This window comes from Nocardioides sp. JS614, from assembly GCF_000015265.1.
Classification (GTDB): Bacteria; Actinomycetota; Actinomycetes; order Propionibacteriales; family Nocardioidaceae; genus Nocardioides.
Map to the genome: position 1 here is coordinate 235,330 of NC_008697.1, position 15,688 is coordinate 251,017.

General features: G+C 69.5%; 14 protein-coding genes and 1 pseudogene. 10 read left to right on the forward strand and 5 right to left on the reverse strand.

The window, feature by feature from the left end:
* Positions 1–56: 56 nt before the first annotated feature.
* Both NOCA_RS01010 and NOCA_RS01015 read right to left on the reverse strand, forming a co-directional pair.
* Positions 57–1,100 (reverse strand): hypothetical protein, encoded by a 1,044-nt coding sequence (locus NOCA_RS01010; RefSeq protein WP_011751610.1) that lies wholly within the window; start codon positions 1,098–1,100, stop codon positions 57–59.
* Positions 1,101–1,480: 380 nt separating this feature from the next.
* A complete protein-coding gene (locus NOCA_RS01015; protein WP_011751611.1) occupies positions 1,481–2,137 on the reverse strand; it encodes a hypothetical protein in 657 nt (218 codons plus the stop codon).
* Between the two features lie 165 nt (positions 2,138–2,302).
* Here NOCA_RS01015 and NOCA_RS25335 point away from each other — a divergent pair, with 165 nt between their 5' ends.
* Both NOCA_RS25335 and NOCA_RS01025 read left to right on the forward strand, forming a co-directional pair.
* Positions 2,303–3,739: a sensor histidine kinase gene (locus tag NOCA_RS25335; RefSeq protein WP_158305611.1), complete on the forward strand. Its 1,437-nt coding sequence runs from the start codon at positions 2,303–2,305 to the stop codon at positions 3,737–3,739.
* The gene (locus tag NOCA_RS01025) at positions 3,736–4,353 is read left to right on the forward strand and encodes a response regulator (RefSeq protein ID WP_011751613.1); all 618 of its coding nucleotides are present in this window, start codon (positions 3,736–3,738) and stop codon (positions 4,351–4,353) included. Before NOCA_RS25335 ends, NOCA_RS01025 begins: the two co-directional genes overlap by 4 nt.
* Positions 4,354–4,778: 425 nt before the next feature.
* Here NOCA_RS01025 and NOCA_RS01030 read toward each other — a convergent pair.
* Positions 4,779–5,388 (reverse strand): annotated as a pseudogene (locus NOCA_RS01030) (recombinase family protein).
* 291 nt (positions 5,389–5,679) lie between these two features.
* Here NOCA_RS01030 and NOCA_RS01035 point away from each other — a divergent pair.
* Positions 5,680–6,282, forward strand: coding sequence for a DUF1326 domain-containing protein (locus NOCA_RS01035; RefSeq protein WP_011751614.1), 603 nt, complete (start codon positions 5,680–5,682; stop codon positions 6,280–6,282).
* 4 nt (positions 6,283–6,286) lie between these two features.
* Positions 6,287–7,102, forward strand: a complete 816-nt coding sequence (locus NOCA_RS01040; protein WP_011751615.1) for a DUF2182 domain-containing protein — start codon at positions 6,287–6,289, stop codon at positions 7,100–7,102.
* A gap of 279 nt (positions 7,103–7,381) precedes the next feature.
* Here NOCA_RS01040 and NOCA_RS01045 read toward each other — a convergent pair whose 3' ends face one another.
* Positions 7,382–8,779 carry an FAD-binding oxidoreductase gene (locus NOCA_RS01045; protein ID WP_011751616.1) on the reverse strand — a complete coding sequence of 466 codons (1,398 nt, stop codon included), beginning with the start codon at positions 8,777–8,779 and terminating at the stop codon, positions 7,382–7,384.
* A 132-nt stretch (positions 8,780–8,911) separates the two neighbouring features.
* On the opposite strand from NOCA_RS01045, the gene NOCA_RS01050 reads away from it, so the two are divergent.
* The 6 genes from NOCA_RS01050 (at position 8,912) to NOCA_RS01075 (ending at position 14,181) form a co-directional block, all read left to right on the forward strand.
* Positions 8,912–9,613: a winged helix-turn-helix transcriptional regulator gene (locus tag NOCA_RS01050; protein ID WP_011751617.1), complete on the forward strand. Its 702-nt coding sequence runs from the start codon at positions 8,912–8,914 to the stop codon at positions 9,611–9,613.
* Positions 9,614–9,874: 261 nt separating this feature from the next.
* A complete protein-coding gene (locus tag NOCA_RS01055) occupies positions 9,875–11,578 on the forward strand; it encodes a response regulator transcription factor (RefSeq protein ID WP_011751618.1) in 1,704 nt (567 codons plus the stop codon).
* Positions 11,579–11,654: 76 nt separating this feature from the next.
* Positions 11,655–12,068 carry an ester cyclase gene (locus NOCA_RS25340; protein WP_011751619.1) on the forward strand — a complete coding sequence of 138 codons (414 nt, stop codon included), beginning with the start codon at positions 11,655–11,657 and terminating at the stop codon, positions 12,066–12,068.
* Between the two features lie 16 nt (positions 12,069–12,084).
* Positions 12,085–12,360: a hypothetical protein gene (locus NOCA_RS01065; RefSeq protein ID WP_238383330.1), complete on the forward strand. Its 276-nt coding sequence runs from the start codon at positions 12,085–12,087 to the stop codon at positions 12,358–12,360.
* A 172-nt stretch (positions 12,361–12,532) separates the two neighbouring features.
* Positions 12,533–13,366, forward strand: a complete 834-nt coding sequence (locus NOCA_RS01070) for an alpha/beta fold hydrolase (RefSeq protein WP_011751621.1) — start codon at positions 12,533–12,535, stop codon at positions 13,364–13,366.
* 95 nt (positions 13,367–13,461) lie between these two features.
* Positions 13,462–14,181, forward strand: a complete 720-nt coding sequence (locus tag NOCA_RS01075) for an alpha/beta fold hydrolase (protein WP_140404151.1) — start codon at positions 13,462–13,464, stop codon at positions 14,179–14,181.
* A 21-nt stretch (positions 14,182–14,202) separates the two neighbouring features.
* Here the strand turns inward: NOCA_RS01075 and NOCA_RS01080 are convergent, their stop codons facing one another.
* On the reverse strand, positions 14,203–15,684 hold the full coding sequence (locus tag NOCA_RS01080) for an HD domain-containing phosphohydrolase (protein ID WP_238383331.1): 1,482 nt from the start codon (positions 15,682–15,684) through the stop codon (positions 14,203–14,205).
* Positions 15,685–15,688 lie beyond the last annotated feature (4 nt).

Here is a 15,688-nt window from a genome sequence, read left to right on the forward strand (position 1 = left end):
CTGGCTGGAGCCGGCGGGGGTGGGCCTCGCGGGTCCCGCCCCCGGAGGCAAGGAGGTCAGGGCTTGCCTGCCGGCTCGACGCTGCTCTTACCCAGCTCCTCGAGCAGCGCGCGCCGGTCGACCAGCCGCTCGAACCGGTGGCTCGGGCTCAGCAGGGCGACGAGCTCCCCGCGAGCCGCGGCCACGGCGCGCACCCGGTCTGACGAGGACCATCCGGAGTTGTCGACCAGCCAGTCGTCGGGTCGCGCGACCGGCGCGAGGAAACCGTCGGTGAGGTCGGAGGCGGTGACCCAGGACGCGTGCTCCCACGTCACGGGCCGGCCCGGCGCCTCAGGTAGCTGGAGCCAGCCGGCCGGCAAGTCGGGCGGGAGGGGCGGCGGCGGTTCCCATTGCATCCTGCTTAGGAACCGCTGGGCCACGTAGAGCGGGTCGACGAATGCCGTGCCCGCCGCGACCTCGCTCCACCACAGGTCCACGTCCAGCGGTACGGCGGCCTCGACGGTCGGCGGGACCCGCAGGGGATCCGCCGCCCCCGGTGTCCCGTCGTCGACGAGCCGGCCGACCTGTTCCGCCTCGGCCTGCAGCCGCGCCAGGCGGAGACGGGGGTCCTGCCCGCCGAGCACACGCACCAGCTCGGCGGCGTGCACGATGCCCAGGAAGGTTCTGCTCGTGTCCCCCCGGGTAGCCACGAAGACGACGGCCTTCACGCCCTTCAGTCGGCTGAGCAGGTAGGTGAACAGGTAGAGCCGCGAGGTGAGCCACTCCTGCCGGCCATCGCTCTTCAGGTCGACCACGATGAAGTCGGCGCTTCCCGGAGCCATCAGCGTCTGCCGGAGGCTGTCGAAATAGGAGTCGTTGACGTCCTGGGCGATGACCAGCCCGCGCACGTCTGCGTCGGCGTGCCGGCTCTGCCACGGTGGCGACGCCTCGGTCGCGACCGCGAGCTCGAAGGAGACCGCGAACACCGAGACGCCGGTGATCCTGCCGGCGATGGCACCGAGGAACTCGCCGATCTGGTGTCGCAGCACCACGGCCACCACCAGGATGGTGACGGGCCAGGCGAGGTGACCGACGAGACCGACCCAGTCAGAGGAATTCACCTGCCCAGTCTTCTACCGCCGGGTACCGGGCGCCAGACAGTCAGTCGTAGCAGCCGCCCTGCGCCGCGAATGCACCTTCAGCCGTCGCTCGTCGGGCAGGACGGGGGCTGCGACCAACGACTCGACTGGTCCCTGCTGAAGCCTCAGCCCTCAAATGTCGAGCGATCCACTTGTCGAGATGCAGCGAAGATTGACGAGCCGCCCGCCGCGAACTTCGCAGAGATCCCCGGATTCGGCCGACGTGGCCAAAGTAGGCGTCGCAGGGAGGGGACGTTCCAGTAGCGGATCCCCTAACGGCCTCACCGTTAGTGGGGCGCCGGCACGGGCGACAGCGTCGGGCTTGGGCCGCTCGCCTTGACAGTCACTCGCGGCGAGATGCGCTACTTGGACGCAGCTACGACCGCTTCGTGGCGCCGGACGTCGAACGCGGGGGCGGTGAGGCCGACCGAGGTGACGATCACCCAGAGGATCCCGAACGGCCACGAGACCGGCGGCAGGGCGATGGCTGCCAGCAGCGGCACGGCCAGCACTCCGCTCGTGATTCGCAGCCAGCGCGGGGCGCCGGTGGCCAGCGCCATACAGATTGCCGCTGGAGCCAGTAGGCACCAGGCGGATGCCGCCAGGTTGCCGTACAGGATCGCCATCACTGGGATGAAGCTCTCGGATTCGAGGTGCTCATCGGGCATCGAGCCGGTGCCACTGAGCACCTGCATGATCCCGGCGACGGCGAGCACGCCGACGGTCAGTTGGAAGCTGGCCCGGGCGGTCCGGGTGACCGGCCGGCTCGCCGACCAGTCGTCGAGTCGTTGACAGACAGCGACGCCGAATGTCAGGACGAGGACGGCGCTCAGGAGGCCAACCACGCCACCGGCCCAGAGTGCGCCGTACGAATCGCGGGCCCAGTCGACGATCTCGGCGTCGTTCATGCGCTGTGAGGGGTCACCGGACGGCTGTAGTACGTGTCCGCCGACGTAGTACAGGACACCGGCGAGGACGCCGGTGGCGGCCAACAGCCGCGATGAGGTGTGAGTGTTCATGGCTCGACCGTGCCGCGCGGGCGTCCCGTCCGTCTTGGGCCGGCCTGTCCTGATCCGGGTGGGTCAGGGATACCCGGGACATTGGGACGCGCCGGGGAGCATCATGACGAGGTGGTGCCACTGAGCGGGGTCGGACTTCGGGTCCTCGTGGTGTGCTTGGCCTGGGTGGCGTTGGCCACCGCCGCCACGATCGCCCTCGAACTCCGCAACGGGTCTGCGACAGCCAACCTGAAGACGCCCTCGGACGTGCTGTTCCTGCTGTTCGCACTGGCGCCCGCTGTGGCCGGAGCGCTCACCCTCACGCTGAGTCGGAACCGTCGGGTCGGCTGGCTGCTGGTCGCGGCGACGACTCTCGGGATCACCGCGTTCCTGTTGCACGCCGTCGTCGTCGCACTCGAACGGACAGGCGACGCGCCAGGTCTGCTGGTCTGGCCCGCGCTGTGGGTGGGCGGACCGGCCTTCGCCCTCCTTGCCCTCGTCCCAGGGCGAGTGCGCAGCCCCTCGCGTCGGCCGTTGCTCGAGCCCGTGGCGGTCTCCGCGATCGGCGCCCTGGCGCTTGCGCAAGCCTTCGGTGCAGACCCGCTGACCGGGGTCGGCGACCTCGACCCGATCGAGAATCCCCTCGGAGTACCAGCCTTGTTCGACGCCGCAAACCTGGCAATCGACGTCGTACCCCTCGTGATCCTCGGGTACGCCGCTCTCGGGCTAGCACTTCTCGCGTGGGATCGGATCGTCCGACGTCAACCAACCGATCCCGATCGTCGACCTTGGGCCGTGCTCGGCTTGCTGTTGCCACTGACGATCGCCATCGGCATCGCCGTCGGCGGCGCTACCGGCCAGGGGCCGTTCGTCGGCGCGTGGGTCGCAGCCGTCGTCACTCCGATTGCCGTTCTGGTCGTCGCAACTGTCCTTGTCGTTCGCGCATGGGCGGCCGAGCGGCGTACGACCGAGGCGTTGCGCCGCGATGCCGAAGCCCGGGAGGTCGAGCGGCATCGGGTGCGACGCGACCTGCACGACGGGATCGGGCCCGCCCTGGCCGGGATGCGGCTGCACATCGAGGTGCTTCGCGACGGCCTACCCGAGGACGCGGCAATCGCCAGATCGGCCGCCGACCGGCTCGAGGAGTCCGTCGACGAGACCCTCAACGAACTGCGTCGCATCGTCGATGGCATGCAACCCTCGTCCCTCGACACCCTCGGCTTCCGCGGGGCACTCGAGGCACTCCGCGCCTCGTTGACTTCGACCTGGCCGGACGGCAGGACCACGGTGGAGGTCGAGGTCGACCGGACCCTGCCCTCGTTGCCACGGCCGGTCGAGGCGGCACTGTTCCGGGTCAGCGCCGAGGCGCTCTCCAACGCGGTGCGGCATGCGGCGCCCAGACACTGCAGCGTAAGCGTCACTTGGCGGGACGGAGCGGCCTGCCTCGCCGTCGTCGACGACGGCACCGGCATCCCGGTCGGCGCAGGTCAGCGTGGCCTTGGACTGCGCAGCATGCGTGACCGGATCGTGGAGGTCGGCGGCACACTCGAGGTCGGTCCCGCGGACGATGGACCCGGGACGGCGGTAATCGCGGTGGTGCCGGTCGTGGGGATCGCGACATGAGAGTCCTCGTCGTCGAGGATCACCCGATCTTCCGCGACGGCCTGCTCGCGGCTCTCGCCTCGGCCGAGGACCTGCAGGTGGTGGCCGCCGCAGGCACAGCGGTCGAGGCTATGGCAGCCCTCGATGCCGCAGACCCCGAGCTCGCGCTCGTCGACCTCGCGTTGCCTGATGGCGCCGGCATCGACGTGATCAGGGAAGCCACCGCACGTGGGGTACGCGTGCTCGTACTCACCATGAGCACCGAGCCGACCCAGCTCGTGCACGCGATCCGGGCCGGGGCCCGCGGCTACGTGGTCAAGGGCGCTGGCAAGCGCGACATCGTCGCCGCGATCGAGGCAGTGGCCGCGGGTGACGCGGTCTTTGGGGCCGAAGTGGCGAACCTGGCCCTGGCCGCGGTCACCCACCAGGACGCGCGTACAGCGGCGTTCCCGACTCTGACCCAACGCGAACACGACGTACTGGAGCTACTCGCGCTCGGGCTGCCCAATGCGGGCATCGCGACGCGTCTCTTCCTGTCGGAGAAGACGGTGCGCAACCACGTCTCGAGCATCCTGGCCAAGCTTGGTGTCGAGACCCGGCACGAGGCCGCCGAGATGGCCCGGTTACGTCGCTGAGATCGAGGGAAATCTGAACGAAATGGCACCCGGGTTTCGTGGAAGGCGCAACAACTTCGCCTCCGGACCCGTCCGGGGCGCCGGACCGGCGGGCCGTCGTTGTAGATGACCAACACCAGCCGGCAACGTTCCGAACGGGACCCGTGGTTGTCGATCCCGATCATCGAGCACTCATCTGTCAACGCCTGTCGACAACCGTCCGCCCTGTGGGTCCTGCTTCGCCATGTCCTCGCATATCGAGCCAACGGGAACGGTGCATTAGGCCTTGACAGTCACAGGCGGCGAAGTGCAGCGGGCCTTCGGGTCGCCTGCATCGAATCGTTCCGCAAGCCGAACCCCGCGAGGGCGTTCTGATCGAGGTTGACGTTGTTGGTCGCCGGCGTCCCGCGGGGGTGTCGGATGCGGGACGTCGGCGCGGTTGGGTGTCAGCGTCTCGATGTTGCTTCCGCGAGGCCGGCCTTGGCAGCGATGCGTTGGCGTTCGATAGCGCGGTAGACGGTGGAGCGGCCGACGCCGAACAGGTCGGCCACCTCGGCGTTGCTGTACTCGCCGCTGTGCACCAGCGATACGAGGTGCGCTTCCTGGCGACGGTTGAGCTTGGGCTGCTTGCCCCGCAGCCGGCCCTTGGCCTTGGCCACCTTCATCCCTTCACGGGTGCGAAGCCGGATTAGGTCGGAACTCGGCCACCATCGCGAGGACGTTGAACAAGAGGCGACCGACGGCGTCGGTGGGGTCGTAGACCGACCCGCCCAGGGAGAGGCTGATCTGCCGGGTGGTGAGCTCGTCGGCGATCGCGCGGGCGTCGGGCAGCGACCTGGCCAGCCGGTCGAGCTTGGTCACGACCAGGGTGTCCCCGGCTCGGCACGCGGCCAGTGCTTCGCGGAGTCCGGGTCGCTCGCGGTTGGTGCCGGTCAGGCCGGGGTCGACGTAGATCCGCTCGGGCTCGACGCCCATGGCGAGCAGGGCGTCGCGTTGAGCAGTGAGATCTTGTTGATCGGTGGAGCATCGGGCGTACCCGATAAGCAGCGCGCTCATGGCGCACCTCCAGAGCTGGGCCCTGTCGTGCCGCGGGACGCGGACGACTCGAGCATCGGGGCAGCCCCCGACTCCGATAGACGCTCCCCAATTTGCGGCTGAGAGGGCGACCGGCCCGCAACGGGATCCCCATGTGGGACGGGGATCGGTCAACCGCGTCAATGGCCGCGGTTTGCCCTAACCGCTGTCGCCTCGGTAAGACACTCCGCACGGTCGCGGCGACAAGACCTTCAGTCCGTTGACGCCGTTCTCAGGGAGGCGGAGACTGGCGGCGAGCGCAAGGAGAGTTCAATGGCTTGGAACTTGGCCGGTAGCTACAGCGAAACCTGCTCGTGCGAGCTCATGTGCCCGTGCAACATGTCATTCGACCATGGGGCCACCTACGACTTCTGTCGCGTGACTCTTGCCTTCAACATTCGCGAGGGCACGGTCGACGGCACGGACATCGCCGGGCGCAAGGTCGTGCTGATCGCTGACACCCCGAAGCTCATGACCGACGGTAACTGGCGGGTCGGGGTGTTCATCGACGACGCCGCCACGGACGCGCAGTTCGACCAGCTCGTCCAGGTCTTCAGTGGCCAGTTGGGTGGGCCGATGGCCGGGCTGGCCCCGCTGATCGGTGAGATGCTGGGTGTTCAGCGCGCGGCAATCGATCTGCAGGATGATGGCTTGCTCCACAGTGTCCGCGTGGACGACGTAATCGATTTCGAGATCGAGGACATCGTCCCGTTCGGTGTGGAGACCGGTGAGCCGGTGAGGTTCTCCGGGATGTTCCACCCGGTGGGGTCGGATCTGACGATGGCCGAGGCGAAGCGGACCCGGATCAGCGCCTTCGGTGTCGAGTACGAGGGGAAGTCGGGCTTGTCGAAGTCGGACTTCTCGTGGGCCGCCTGAGGGAATGACCGACGTCGAGCCGGCCACCGGCTCCGGCCTGGGTCCCGCTCTCGCCGCCAGCCGCGCCCAGTTGGGCCTGGTCGCAGTCCTCTTCGCGCTCGCCGCCGTCGGATGGTGGTGGACCGTCCAGGAGATGCGCGGCATGGACAGTGGCCCGTGGTCGAGCCTGGGGCCATTCGGCTGGTTCCTGGGAGTCTGGGTCGTCATGATGGCGGCGATGATGTTCCCGTCGGTCTCCCCGACGGTTGCGTTGTACTCGCGGATGAGCAGGTCGCGGTGGCTGCCAGTGGCTTTCACCGCCGGTTACCTCGCCACGTGGGCCGGCGCCGGCGTCGTTGCCTTCATGATCGGGATAGCCGGCAGACGTGCGGCAGGGGGCGACCTCGCCTGGGAACACGCAGGGCAGGCCATCGCCGGAGCGACACTCATCGCCGCGGCCGTCTACGAATTTACCCCCCTCAAGAACGCCTGCCTGGGCAAGTGCCGAAGTCCGCTCGGCACGCTTCTCGGGTCATGGCGCGACGGAGGGATGGGGGCGCTCCGCATGGGAGTCGGCAACGGCGCGTGGTGCGTCGGCTGCTGCTGGGCTCTGATGGCGTCACTCTTCGCGCTGGGCGTCATGAGTGTGACCTGGATGGCAGTCGTCGCTGGGCTCATCGCGTTCGAGAAGGTCATTCCGTGGCGCCGAGTGGCGACCTATGGAACGACACTCATCCTCGTCGTGCTGGGCGTGCTCGTACTCGCCGCTCCAGACGCACTACCCGGTTTCCACGTTCCGGGTGACACTCAGATGCCCGCGATGACACCGATGGGGCCCTGAGGGAACGCAGAGACGGCGGGGAAGAGACCTTGGAGCAGCCCCGCGCAGGCTCAGCTCCCGCGGTCCCGTTTGGGTCGCCCAGACGTGTCGAGAGAGAAGCCTCGACACGTGCTGATCACGCATAACGCGAGTCCCTCTGGGTCGCTGACGCCCAATGGGGCATAGCCGCTTCGCGGCGGTATGGCACGGCCGCTTCGCGGAAAGACGGCTCTTCTGATCCGTGGGTCATCGCCGGCCGGGAGGGTGGGGCGGTGCCCGAGTGCGGACCCTGACAATCGTTCACTGCGCAGGCGTACCAGGCTGGATGTTCTTGTTGTTGTGGAACACGTTCTCGGGGTCGTACTTGGCCTTCACGTCGGCGAGCCGCCGGTATGTGTCATCGCCGTAGGCCTCGCGGACGCGGTCCGTGTCGTCGTCGGAGTCGAGGAAGTTCACGTAGACCCCGGCCCGGTGGGACTGCAGGGCGTCGAAGAATGATCGTGCCCAGGCGGTCTCCGCAGCGCGGATGGTGTCGTCCTGCTCCGGTAGCCAGACCGCGTCGATGCTCATCGTGTGCTGCACATCGCGCCCGGAGTAGGCCGTGGCCTCCCGAGGGGCACGGGCGACTGCGCCGCCGATGTGGAAGATCGCCGCATACGACCTGGGCGAGGTGGCGCGGTACGCGTGCTCGGCGACGATGTCGATGGCCTCGTCGGACAGGGCTGCGAGGTTCGTGCCCTTCCAGTAGTAGTGCCAGCCGTGGGGGACGGTGTCGTCGATGCTGCTCTGGTGGTCGAGGTACCGCGTTGGTCCGACGAGGTCGACGAGTGGCGTCCCGAACTGACGAAGCCCACGGACGACATCCTCGCCATCCCCGACGGATCCGGCGTAGCAGCTGGCCACCGCGATGGCCGGCCGGAAATGCAGCGCCTCGTCGACCACCGGCAGCGGCGGGATCGTGCCAAGCCGGATGATGGTCCCGAGCTCGTCGGGCGCATCGGCGACGAAGTCCCGGTAGAACCGCAAGACGTCCGTGGTGTCCTCGGCCGCCCAGAACACCGGTCCGGCCATCACGGTGGGACCGACCGGGTGCAGCGCGAACCGGAACGAGCTGACAACGCCGAAGTTCCCGCCTCCGCCTCGCAGCGCCCAGAACAGGTCGGGGTGATCGCTGGCCGACGCCCGGATGATCTCGCCCCCGGCCGTGACCACCTCTGCCTCGACGAGGTTGTCGACGGTGAGGCCGTGCTTGCGCATGAGCCAGCCGATGCCGCCCCCCAAGGCGAGGCCACCGACACCGGTGTGGCTCACGATGCCGCCCGTGGTGGCCAGCCCGTGCGCCTGTGTCTCGTGGTCGACGTCTCCCCACAGGGCGCCGCCCTGGACCAGGGCCGTGCGCTCGACGGGATCAACCAGGACCGCGCGCATCGCCGAGAGGTCGATCACGATCCCGTCGTCGCAGACCGCGGTGCCGGCCACGTTGTGGCCCCCGCCTCGTACGGCGATGTCGAGGTCGCGGTCGCGTGCGAAGCGCACCGCTGCGGCCACGTCGGCGGTGCCACCGCAGCGGGCGATCATCCGAGGCCGCCGGTCAACGGCGCCGTTCCAGACGGCGCGTGCGCCGCCGTACTCCTCATGGTCCGGGGTGATCACCTCTCCCCGGAACCCGGGGATCCGGATCGTGGTCCGCTCTGTCATGGTGCCTCCTCGCCTCTGGGCCTTATGGGCTCATCGCAACATCCGGGGAGACCGGGGAGAAGGCAGCAATCTGGACTTCACGGTAAGAAATCCGGACTTCACGCCGGTCGGGCGGCGCGGGACACTGCGGCTATGAGGACCTACGGCCAGTACTGCCCTATCGCGCGTGGTGCCGAGATCTTCGCCGAGCGTTGGACGCCGTTGATCATCCGCAACCTGCATCTGGGCTGCGAGACCTTCGGCGAGATCCTCGAGGGTGCGCCCGGGCTGTCCCACACCGTGCTCGCGCAGCGGCTCAGGCAGCTCGAACGCCTCGGTATCGTCGAGGTGACGCCCAAGGCGCAGGGACGCGGTCACCGGTACCAGCTCACGACGTCGGGTGATGATCTGTTCAAGGTCTGCACGACCCTCGGTGAGTGGGGAGCCCGTTGGCTCGAGATCGCCCCCGAGAACCTGGATCCGTACGTCGCGCTGTGGTCGATGTGCAATGCGCTCCGCCCGGAGCGCCTACCCCGCCGGCGCGTGGTCGTTCGGCTGGACTTCACCGGCTTCCGGCCCCACGAGCGGTACTGGCTGCTGCTCGAACACGGAGAGGCCGAGATCTGCAAGACCTATCCCGGTCTGGACGAGGACCTCTTCATCACCGCCGACGCCGAAGCGTTCGTCAAGTGGCACGCCGGGCAGCTCTCCTGGGCGGAGGCCACCCGCGATTCCCGGATCCAGGTCGACGGTCCGTCGTGGCTGGTCCGGGCCTTCCCGCAATGGAACGCACGCAGCATGTTCGCCCACATCAAGCCCGACCCGAGCACCGGCAAGACGCCAGCCGCGTCCTGATCCGTCTCCACCCACAGGCAGCGACAGACCGCGGCGCCGCTGAGGTTCGACAGCAACGTCTTGGTGGGCGGACTAGAGACTTCCGGGAGGATCGGCGTCTGGCCAGACTCGGTCCGGAAGGACGCGGGTGACTCGAGAAGTTGCGTCCTCCCAGTATGGGCTAGCCCGGAGCGGTCACGCTCATCTGCGTGAAGAGCACGTCATCCCCGTTTGGTGTCAGGAAACCGGGAAACCTGACAGGTCAGGGTCCATCATCGGGACATGGACGGAAACGCTCCACTCGCCGCGGGGCGGTCGGCGCTGGGTCGAGGAGACTGGGCGGCAGCGAACGGGTCCTTCAAGGCGGCATGGGACGACAAGGAATCCGCTGACGCGCTTGACGGCCTCGGCCGCAGCATGTGGTGGCTGGGCGACGCGCCGGGTGCGCTGGATGCGCGGTCTCGGGCCTTCGCGCTTCTGCGTCGCGAGGGCCGCGACCGAGAAGCGGCCGCGGTCGGGATCTGGCTCGCCCGACAGTACGCCGGACTCCTCCACCGCACCGCGATGGCCGAGGGCTGGGTCGCCCGAACCCGCTCCCTGGTCGCCGACCTCGCAGACCCGGGCAGCCTCGAAGGATGGCTGGCCTTGGTGGAATCCGAGGCCGCCGCGCTGAATATTGCGATCGCCCACGCCGAGCGCGCGGTTGCCGTCGCGCGTAAGCACCGTGATGTAGACCTCGAGATCGTCGCCCTGGCCCGCCTGGGCGCCTGCCGAGTCGGCACCGGCGCAGTCGCTGCGGGTTGGTCGGACCTGCAGCAGGCGATGACCGCCGCCGTCTCGGGCGAGGGCCACGACGTCGCGTACGTCGGCGAGGCGCTGTGCACGCTGCTGGAGGTCTCGGGCTGGCTCGGCGACCCAGGGATGGTTGAGCCGTGGGCCCAGCAGCTGGCCGAGTTCCGCTCGGCGTACGCGTTCGGCCCGTTGCTCCCGTTGGAGACCACTTCGAGCGCGGACCTGATCTCCGCCTTCTGCACCAGCTGTTGCGGCGGGGTCTACCTGGTCACGGGACGCCTGGACGTGGCCGAGCGGGAGCTTGCCGACGCGGTGACCCAGCTGGCCACCACCGGGTGCCGGCCGCGGTGCCTGCACCCGGTCGCGAGGCTGGCCGAGCTGCGCGTGCTCCAGGGCCGGCTCGAGGAGGCCGAGGCGCTGCTGGTCGGATTCGAGTCCGAGTGGGAGTGCGCGGTGGTGGCGGCGGCCCTGGACCTGGCACTGGGTCGGCCCCACCGCGCGGTGGCCGGGCTCGTCGCCGCACTGGAGCGCCTTCAGGCGGCGGCGGTCGTGTCCGTGCCACTGCGGGCGCAGCTGGTCGACGCCGCACTCGCCGCAGGCGACCGGAGCCTGGCCGAGCGCACCTCGGGAGAGCTCGCCAACGTGGCGGCGGCTACCGGGACGACGCTCCACCGGGCGCAGGCGGACTTCGCCGCCGGCAAGGTTCTCCTGGCCCAAGGTGATCCCGACGCACCCGCGCGGCTCCGGGCGGGCGCCCGGGCGTTCGCGGAGTGCGGAGCCCCGTTGGCGGCCTGCCGCGCCCGACTGGCGCTGGCGAGATCGCTGGCGGACCGGGACCGGGGGGTCGCGGTGGCCGAGGCCAGGAGCGCCCTGCAGGCGTTTGACCGGATGGGGGCTACCTCGGAGGCGGATCAGGCGGCGGCCTTTCTCCGGGAACTCGGGATCAAGGGACGAACGGGCCCCAGGGACGGCGCCGTGCTGAGCCGTCGCGAGCAGGAGGTGCTGGGCCTGGTCGTGGAGGGACTCTCCAACGCCGAGATCGCCGAGCGGCTGTTCATCAGCGTCAAGACCGCGGGACACCACGTGGGCAACATCTTGACCAAGCTCGGTGTCCGCAGCCGCACCGAGGCGACGGCGTACGCGCTGCTCCACCCTGTCGCGCCCGCTCCCGTGGCGAACCGGGCGGCCAAATAGGGAACGCTCCCCATGCTCGACCGGCATCCGATGGTGGAAGGTCATTGACCAAGCAACGTCAACCGAGGAGGACCTCATGGGCACTACCGAGAAGGAAGTCGTCCGCCGCTACTACGACCTGGTCAACGCTGGGTCGCCGGAACGATTCGACGAAGTCTGCTCACCCGACCTCGAGGGCCACGCCGGCGCAGGCGCGAACCTCGCTGAGCTCAAGAGCTCCGTGGCCAGCTTCATCCAGCCTTTCCCCGACCTCACCGCAGAGCTGCGGCACCTGGTCCAAGAGGGCGACCTGGTCAGCGTCTGGATCTCCTACACCGCGACTCACCAGGCCGACTTCGCAGGTGTGCCTGCCAGTGGACGCACGGTCAAGTTCGCTGCCTGGGACCTCATCAGGGTGCGCGACGGGAAGATCGTGGAGATCACCCAGTACTGCGACCTGTTCACGATCCTGTCCCAGATCGGTGCGCTGCCCACCGCGGCGCCGGCGTGACGGGGAGATGGAGACGATGACCACTCTGATCAGGGCCCTCGCCCTCTCAATGACAGCCGCCCTTACCTCGGCAGTCCTCATCACGCCCACGGCAGCGGCCGCGTCGAGCAGTTGCGTCGCCCAGTCGGTTCAGGCCGAGCACGAGCTCTACGCAACCGCATGGGGCCACGACCTGATCGCCTTCCTCGCCACGCACCCGGAGGTACTCGCCGAGTTCGGGTTCCACAACTTGGGCGACCTTTCGTCGCACGCCGCACACCAGGACCCAGCGAACTGCCCACCCGACCTGTAACAAACCGGATCGTCTGCATCCCGGATCGCCTCGACGATCCGGGATGCGTCTAGTCACGATCGGGTGGGCCCTCAAGGCCACGGCGTGGCGCCGGATGGGTAGGTCTGCCGATGCGGCGAAGCTTGCCACCGGACGAGGCTGATGGGAGTTCGTCCTAGAGAGGAGCCGGGCCATGAGCACCAGCAGCGTGGCTTCAGGGGTGTACCACGCGCAGATCAACGGCGTCCGGATCGCCTACCAGGCCGTCGGCAGGGGCGAGCCCCTCGTGCTCGTCCACGGGTCTTGGGGTTCGCACCACAACTGGGACCCGGTCGTCCCGGGCCTGTCGGCCCGTCACCGGGTGGTCAGCTACGACCGACGAGGGCACAGCGAGAGCGAACGGCCAGCGGGGCAGGGCACGTTTGCCGAGGACGTCGCCGACCTGGCTGCACTGGTCGAGACCCTAGACGTCGCGCCGGCGTGGGTGGTCGGGAATTCGGTCGGGGCTGTCATCACCCTGCAGCTCGCCGCGGCGAGGCCGGACCTGCTGCGTGGTGTCATCGTGCACGAGCCGCCACTGCGGGGACCGCTGTCGGAGGGTGGCGCGGACGAGGCCCTCCGGATGGTGCTGGAACTGATCCGCGCGGGCGACCACGCCGGCGCCGCGGAGCGGTTCGTCGATGACGTGGCGTTCGGGCGCGGCGCTTGGGCGCGGCTGCCGGAGCGGATGCGGGCGACGATGGTCGACAATGCGCCGACCTACCTCGACGAGGAGCTGGCGCCGGATTCGCGGACCGTTGACGAGGTCGCCCTCGCTCGTTACCGAGGGCCGGTCCTGGTCACCTCGGGCGGTCAGAGCCCGCCGATCTTCCAGCCGGTCCTCCGGCATCTGGCACGACTGCTGCCGCAGGGTCACCGCCTCCAGTACGCGGGCGCGGGCCACATCCCGCACGCGACGCATCCAGAGGAGTTCGTGAGCACGGTCCTCGGGTTCGTGTCGGATCCCGGTCTCGGGGGCGCGTCGTGACCGGGGACGGAAGGACGGCGGACTCGGACCGGTTCGGCGTTGGGTCGCCCGACGGCACGCAGATCGCGGTGTGGGTCGAGGGCGAGGGACCTGCGATGGTGTTGGTGCACGGTTCGCTACAGGACCACACCATCTCCGCGGCGTTGGTGGCGGAGCTGCGTGCCGGCCTCACCGTGTTCGCCCTCGACCGCCGGGGCTTCGGCGCCAGCGGCGACGGTGCCGACTACGCGATCGAGCGCGAGTTCGAGGACGTGGCCGCGGTTGTCGACGCGGTCGCCGAGCGGGTCGGTGGACCGGTCGCCGTGTGGGGCCATTCCTACGGAGCGAGCGTGGCGATGGGTGCCGCCGCACTGACGGGGAACGTCAGCCACCTCGTGCTGTACGAGCCCAGTCTCGGGTTGGCCTACCCGGAGGGCTGGATCGACGCGCTCGAGAAGATGCTGGGCGAGGGTGACGACGAGGCGGCGCTCGTCCTGGTGCTGCGAGACGTGCTGGAGTTCACCGACGAACAGATTGAGGTGATGCGTTCCGGAGCGGAGTGGGCGCGCCGGGTCGCCGTGGCGCCGACCGTGGCCAGGGAGGCTCGCGCGGAGGATGGATGGGTGTACCGCCCAGGCCAGTTCAGCGGGATCACCGCCCGGACGCTGCTGCTGTCCGGGATGGAGAGCACGCCGGCGATCAAGCAGGCCACGGACGCGGCCGCGACGGCGATCGTCGGAGCGAGGATCCACGTGCTCGAGGGTCACGCGCACATCGCCCATCGGACCGACCCGGCAACGGTCGCGACCGTGATCCGCGAGTTCCTGGCGGGCTGAGCCCGGCATGCGGGAGGGGCGTCAGGGGCGCAGCAGGTCGTGCTCCATCGCATATAGGGCCGCTGCGGCCCGCGTGGAGGTGCCGATCTTGGCGTAGACGTGCTGGACGTGGTGTTCGGCCGTGCGTCGCGAGATCACCAGAGTCTGAGCGACCTCCTGGTTCGACAACCCTTTGGCCACCAGCCGCAGTACCTCCACCTCCCGGTCGCTGAGGCCGCTGGGCCAGTTGCCGCGGACCGGTGCCGGTTGCTCCCCGGCGGCCTCGACCACGGCTCGCACACTGTCGGTGTCGAACCGTCCTGCCCGCGCCTCCTCGGCCAGGCGCTCCGCGGCCCGTTCAGGAGGGTGGGCGGCACGGTGGGGGCGGTCCTGCGTCAGGGTCTGGAAGGTGTCGGCCGCCGCAAGCACGCGTGCCTCGATCGGGATCGCGGCCGCGGCGAGGCCGTGGTGGTAGCCGCTGCCGTCCAGGCGCTCGTGGTGCAGGCCGGCGATCCGGCCCAGTGGCGCGAGCACCGGCGAGCAGGCCAGGATCCGCTCGGTGTGGTACGGGTGCAACCGCACCTGCTCCAGTTCGCTGCGGGTCAGCGCACCCGGCTTGTCCCAGATCCCGCTGGACACCCCGACCCTGCCCAGGTCGTGCAGCAGCGCAGCCCGGCGGAGGTTGCCGACTGCAGGGTCATCGAGGCCGATCGCGCGTCCGGCGAGTTCCGCCAGTTCGGAAGTCCCGCTCGAATGCCCCAAGGTGTAGGTCGACTTGAGATCGACCATGTCGGCGAAACACCGGGCCACCCGATCGAGCTCGCCCGAGCGGATGCGGCGCACCGGCGCCGGTTCGACCTCCAGCACCTCCTGCCACGGGTCGACGGTGTCGTTGGCGCGAAGCAGATCCGCGCCGTGCCGCGCGCACGCCTCGACCACGGAGGGGTCGAACCAGCTGCCGGACCGATCCCGCAGCATCGACATGACGGCGTCGACACCTGCCTCCTGGTGGACCAACAGTGCCTGGGTCGCGACCTCACTGACCCGCGCCGCGAGGGTGATCTCGACTCCTGCCAGCCCGCCAGGTCCACCCGTGCCGTCCCAGCGCTCGAACTGCTGGGCAATCGCGACCGCGACCCCCTCACCCAGCCCGAGGCGCCCGGCCAGCAGCGCCCCCGCCTCGCAGACGGACGCGAAGATCTCGCGCCCATGCAGGAGGTCGCCGGCCACCGCCCGCCCGACCTCCAGTGGACGCCGCAGTCCGCTGCCGCGGCCCGTGCTGACGAGGAGCGCGAGCATCTCTCGACGACTCCCGAAGTCGGCGCGCTCGGCCGCGCGCCGCGACGCCAACTCGTCACCGCCGAACCACCTGGCCTCCGACGACGCCGTCGCCGTGCAGCCAAGGTGCCGCAGCAGCGAGGCGAAGTACACGTCGCGGAGCTCCTCCTCAGTCAGGCCGAGGGCCCGCCCAAGCCCCGTCGCCAACAAGCAGGACCGGACCGCCTTCTCCGGGTGCTGTCCCATGCCC